This window comes from Intestinibacter sp. (assembly GCF_051866655.1).
GTDB lineage: Bacteria > Bacillota > Clostridia > Peptostreptococcales > Peptostreptococcaceae > Intestinibacter.
In genome coordinates, this window is sequence record NZ_JBJDXL010000566.1 from 1 (window position 1) to 2,006 (window position 2,006).

Genomic DNA, 2,006 nt, shown 5'->3' on the forward strand with positions numbered 1-2,006 from the left:
AATGTCGGTTACAGTGAGTGTTATTTTCTTGAGATATTTATATAATAAGGTTGTAAAGGATTTATAGGAGGAAGCTCGTCTGAAGGTCTTGAGTTGGAGACTTTTGGAATGGGTGGATTTTATGAGGCTGTTATGCAATAAGGGTTGTTGCGTAACAGCCTTTTTGGTTTTTATTAAAATTTATTTTTCTCCAAATAGCTTGCTCTTGTAGTAAGACTCGCTCATAAGAAGTGGTCCGACTGGGTTGTGGCAAGTTACTCTGTCCTTTGCAACTAGTACTGTTACAGGGGCATCAGAGTATTTGATAAATAGAGAATCGTGGCCTACGCAAAGTCCTATTGCTACGTTTAAGTCGGTTTTTTCTTCGTTTAATATTTTTGCTTGTAGGATAGGGTTGCACATTGATTCGTGGTCGGCATTTGGTCTTATGTGGTGTTCCTTTGCTATGCCGATTTCTTCTTTTTTGATAGAGCCTACCTTACATGCTACTGTGTAGTAATCGATGTCGTTGTGTTGTAGGATTTTGGCGAATACCTTTGCTTCCTTTATAAGACCTACACATGTTGCGATTCCTACTTTTTTGGCGCCTATTCTTTTTATAAATTCTACTGTTTCTTCTACACGAGTTAGCTTGCCGTAGAAGTCGCCTTCTATTTCTGCTGAGTTTACTGCTAGCTTGTGGTTTTGTTCGTCTTCTGTGTATAATTTTTTGATTTCTTCTATTTGTGAGTCTGTTAAGTCTGGTGTTATGCAGAATTTTGGGTATAAGCTGTCTCTTTTTGAGCAGTTTTGAGTAGAGCAATCGCTACAGCTTGGTTTTCTTTCATTCATAGTATGACCCCTTTCTGGTAATTTTATTTAATTTAATTGTAGGTAATTTTTGGGAAATGGTCAAATTGTGAATAAAATTATATCAGAGGAAAATAATACTATAAAAGAGTTGGATTATTTGTGGATAAAAATAGGTATAAATGATATAATTATTAGTCAGTTAAGGCAAATTTGGAGAGAATTTGTGGAAAAGTAGCTTGTTTAGAATTTTAGGATAGGAAATTCTTTTCGAGCCTGTGAATAATTAAGTCGAGTTGATTTTAAAATAGATAATTTATTTTGTGTATAGAAAGTGGTGAGATAGTGAATAATAAATTTTTACCCATAAGTAAGGCCGACATGGAGGAACGTGGATGGGATGAGTTAGATTTTGTAATTGTGACTGCTGATGCATATGTAGACCACCATAGCTTTGGGACTGCGATAATTTCTAGAGTGCTTGAGAAGGCCGGTTATAAAGTAGGGATAATAGCACAGCCTAACTGGAAGACTACAGACGATTTTATGAGACTTGGCAAGCCTAGACTTGGGTTTTTAGTAAATGCAGGAAATATGGATTCTATGGTAAATCATTATTCTGTGAGCAAGAGAGCGAGAGACAAGGATCTGTATTCACCAGGTGGCAAGATGGGATATAGACCAGATAGGGCTACGATTGTGTACTGTAATAAGATTCGTGAGGCTTATAAGCATGTACCTATAGTTATAGGAGGTATTGAGGCGAGTCTTAGAAGATTTGCGCACTACGATTATTGGAGCGATAGAGTTAGAAATTCTATATTAATCGATTCTGGAGCAGATTTGTTAATTTTTGGAATGGGAGAAAAGCAAATCGTAAACGTTGCAGATGCTTTGAATAATGGATTTGACCCTAAGTATATAAGCTTTATAGATGGGACTTGTTACTTAGCTGATAGCTTAGATGAGATTTATGGAGACTATGTGGTAGTGCCTTCTATGGAGGAGGTAAGCACTGACAAGAGAAAATACGCCGAAGCCTTCAAGATTCAATCTGAGGAACAGGATCCATTTAGAGGTAAGATAATCGTTCAGCAGCATGGAGTCAAGTATTTAGTGCAAAACAAACCTGAAAAGCCTCTAAATAGAGAAGAGCTAGATGAAGTCTACGCACTTCCATATACTAAGACATACCATCCTATTTACGAGGATATGGG

Annotated in this window: 1 protein-coding gene and 1 pseudogene; one reads left to right on the top strand and one right to left on the bottom strand. The window is 36.9% G+C overall.

What is annotated here, in order from left to right; translation table 11 throughout:
* Positions 1-180: 180 nt before the first annotated feature.
* Positions 181-831 (bottom strand): DUF1847 domain-containing protein, encoded by a 651-nt coding sequence (locus ACI3VO_RS17135; RefSeq protein ID WP_439759067.1) that lies wholly within the window; start codon positions 829-831, stop codon positions 181-183.
* Between the two features lie 303 nt (positions 832-1,134).
* Between ACI3VO_RS17135 and ACI3VO_RS17140 the strand changes: the two are divergent.
* Positions 1,135-2,006 (top strand): annotated as a pseudogene (locus ACI3VO_RS17140) (YgiQ family radical SAM protein); the annotation flags it as partial.